The organism is Mesorhizobium sp. M7D.F.Ca.US.004.03.1.1 (assembly GCF_003998635.1).
GTDB lineage: Bacteria > Pseudomonadota > Alphaproteobacteria > Rhizobiales > Rhizobiaceae > Mesorhizobium > Mesorhizobium loti.
This window is the reverse complement of sequence record NZ_RZQG01000691.1, coordinates 1-3247: the sequence shown is the minus strand read 5'-3', so window position 1 is coordinate 3247 and position 3247 is coordinate 1. Positions and strand designations below refer to the sequence as shown.

General features: G+C 61.3%; 4 protein-coding genes. All 4 read left to right on the top strand.

Translation table 11 applies throughout. The features are described 5' to 3' along the window. Position 1 precedes the first annotated feature (1 nt). Complete coding sequence (locus tag EN935_RS28115; RefSeq protein WP_127373845.1) at positions 2–928, top strand: ABC transporter permease; 927 nt, start codon at positions 2–4, stop codon at positions 926–928. 3 nt (positions 929–931) lie between these two features. Continuing rightward, the gene (locus tag EN935_RS28110; protein ID WP_109662060.1) at positions 932–1663 is read left to right on the top strand and encodes an ATP-binding cassette domain-containing protein; all 732 of its coding nucleotides are present in this window, start codon (positions 932–934) and stop codon (positions 1661–1663) included. A 16-nt stretch (positions 1664–1679) separates the two neighbouring features. Next, positions 1680–2435 carry an SDR family oxidoreductase gene (locus EN935_RS28105; protein WP_109663286.1) on the top strand — a complete coding sequence of 252 codons (756 nt, stop codon included), beginning with the start codon at positions 1680–1682 and terminating at the stop codon, positions 2433–2435. A 16-nt stretch (positions 2436–2451) separates the two neighbouring features. After that, a partial coding sequence (locus EN935_RS28100; protein WP_164771391.1) for an aldose 1-epimerase occupies positions 2452–3247 on the top strand: 796 nt, incomplete at its 3' end.

Sequence of the window (3247 nt, the reverse complement as noted above, 5' to 3'; positions counted from 1 at the left end):
GATCCTGCTGGTGCTTCTGGTGGTGATTTTCGAGATCCGCTCGGACGGCGTGTTCCTCAACCAGGACAACCTTCGTGGCATACTCGGCATTCTGCCGGAAACGGGCCTCGTCGCCATCGGCGTCACGATCCTGATGATCAGCGGCGAGTTCGACCTGTCGGTTGGATCGGTGTTTGCGCTGATGCCGATGTCCATGGCCGTCCTCATGGTCGAGGGTGTGCCTTTCCCGCTCGCGTTGCTGACCGGCCTTGGCGTTTGCGCGGTCATCGGCTTCATCAACGGCTATGTGACGATCCGGTTCGAGATTCCGAGCTTCATCACCACGCTTGGCATGCTGTTCATAGCCCGGTCGCTGACGATCGTCGTTTCGGGCGGGTTTCCACCGCTGCTTCCCGCTGATCTGCCGAACTGGCTGTTCACCTCGTTTGTCGGTCCCGGCCACATGTTCCGCATGTCGTTCCTGTGGTTTGTGGGAATTGCCGTGCTGACGTCGCTGATGCTTTCCCGAACCAATTTCGGCAACTGGATAAAGGCCACCGGTGGCTTCCATCCCGCTGCCGCCTCGATGGGCATTCCGACCGCAAGGGTGAAACTCGCATGCTTCATGCTTTGCTCGATGCTGTCCGGTTTCGCCGGCATGTTGCAGGTGCTGAGACTCGGCTCTCCTCTGCCTTCCATCGGCGAGGGTCTGGAACTCCAGGCAGTCGCCTCGGCGGTCATCGGCGGCGCTTCGCTGGCAGGCGGCATCGGTACGGTCGCAGGCGGCATCATCGGCACGATCCTCATCCGCATTATCGACAACGGGCTTGTGCTCTCGCAAGTCGATGCGAACTGGTTCAAATTCGCGATCGGCTTCCTGACCATCTTCGCCGTCGTCGCCAATGCCTGGATGCGCAAGCGTGCCAAGGCGATCAAGATGGAGAATTGAGATATGGACGACGCGATCATCTCCGTCCGCAATCTTCACAAATGGTACTCGGGCGTCCATGCGCTGAAGGGCGTGAGCCTCGACTTCAAGCGGGGCGAGGCGCTCGGGCTGATTGGCGACAATGGTGCCGGCAAATCGACGCTCATCAACATTCTGTCCGGCGTCCAAACGGCCGATGAGGGCGAAATCCTGGTCGACGGCAAGCTGGTGCGGATCGCCAGGCCGCGCGATGCGATGAACCTCGGTATCGAGACCATCTACCAATACAATTCCATGGTTCCCACCATGTCGATTGCCAGGAACCTGTTTATCGGGCGGGAACCGACGCGGTTTTCCGTGTTCGGCGTGGGCATCCTCGACCAGAAGAAGATGGGCAGCGAAAGCATCAAGGCGATCGCCAATGTCGATCTGCATCTGCGCTCGCCCGATGCGCTGGTCGGCGAACTGTCAGGGGGCCAGCGGCAGGGCGTCGCCATCGCGCGCGCCATGCACTTCAAGTCGAAGGTGATGATCCTCGACGAGCCGACCAACCATCTGTCGGTGAAGGAAACGCAGAAGGTGATCGGCTTTGTTCGCGGCTTGAAGGAGCAGGGTGTCACCGGCGTCTTCATCAGCCACAACATGCACCACGTTTTTGACTGCTGTGATCGTGTGGTCGCGATGGCGCGCGGCGAGGTCGTGCTCGACAAGCGCATCGAGGAAACCTCCATCGACGAAGTCCACAACGTGCTTTGAGAAGCGGGGAATGGTGATGACGAACCTTTCCGGCAAAGTTGCGCTGCTGACGGGCGGTCTGGGTTCGCTCGGCCGTGCCCAGGCTGCCGCACTCGCTCGCGCCGGCGCTCGCGTGCTTTTGCTTGACCGCCCTGAGACTGTCGAAGGACCTGGGATCGCCGCTGAATTGGCGTCGGCAAGCAAGGGTGCGATCGTCTATATCGGCTGCGACTTGAACCAGTTGGCCGAAGCCGAAGCGGTGGTCAGGGCGCTCGCCGACGAAGAAGGCGCGATCGACATTTTGATCAACAACGCGGCGCTTATCATCAACCGTCCCTTCGAGGACTTTTCACTTACCGAATATGAGGACCAGATCCGCGTGAATTCCTCGGCTGCCTTCGCGCTGGCGCGCGCCTGCGCTCCTGGCATGAAGAAGAAGGGCCACGGGAGGATCGTCAATTTCTGTTCGGTGACGCTGAACGGCCGCTGGGAGGGTTACGTGCCTTATGTAGCCTCGAAGGGCGCCATGCTGGGTCTCACGAAGTCGCTGGCGCGGGAATTGGGACCGCACGGCATTACCGTGAACGCAGTGTCGCCGGGCGCTGTCGTTTCCGAGGCGGAGGAGCGCGTTTTCGGGGAACGGCTCCAGGAATACAACGACTGGATTCTGACCAACCAGAGCTTGAAGCATCGCATCGAGCCGCGGCACGTCGCCGATCTCGTGCTGTTCATTGTTTCCCCGGCCTCGGACATGATCAGCGGCCAGAACATCAGCGTCGATGGTGGCTGGTAGAAGTGGCTTTCCGTCGATGACAAACAGTGATGCGGTCGAGCTTGCCGACGGGCGCGCAAGCCTAGTGGTGAGCCCTCGCCAGGGCGCCGCCATCCTGCGCTACGACGCGCTGCGCCCCGGCCGGGTGCCCACGCCTGTTATCAAGCCATCGACGGGCCTGCTGAAGTTCGGGTCCCAACTGTTGATTCCATGGTCGAACCGTATTTCCGGCGGGGGCTTCGAGTTCGAAGGGCGCTACCATGCGATCGAACCCAATGTCGAAGGCGAGCCGTTCCCGCTCCATGGCGACGGTTTTCAAAGGCCGTGGCGGCTGACACGACGAACCGGCACTGAAATGGAGCTGGTTTTGGAAAACGGTGCAATCGGGCCCTATCGCTACCATGCAAGTGTCCGCTACGCGCTGGAGGATGGCGCGCTGGCCGCGGCCCTGACCGTCGAGAACCGCGCCGCCATGTGCTTGCCCTACGGGCTCGGCTTCCATCCCTGGTTTCCGCGCAGCCCACACACCTCGCTCCAGGCATCGGCGACAAGGATCTGGCTGGAGGACGAACGCCATCTGCCGACGGCGGTTGTGCCGCTCGCCTCCCGCCCGGACTGGGATTTCTCGCAAGCTGTGCCCCTTCCCGACACCTGGGTCAACAATGCGTTTGAAGGCTGGGACGGCCGTGCGTCGATCGCCCAGCCGGATGACGCCATCATTGTCACGGTCGAGGCATCGTCGACGCTGAACGTCTTCGTCCTTTATTCGCCGGCACGAGATGCCGATTTCTTCTGTTTCGAACCGGTTTCACATGTCGTGGACGCCCATCACG

Bases quoted from the DNA above. Each gene is read 5' to 3' on its own strand.
- EN935_RS28110 (WP_109662060.1), top strand. From the start codon at position 932: ATGGACGACGCGATCATCTCCGTCCGCAATCTTCACAAATGGTACTCG.
- EN935_RS28105 (WP_109663286.1), top strand. From the start codon at position 1,680: ATGACGAACCTTTCCGGCAAAGTTGCGCTGCTGACGGGCGGTCTGGGT.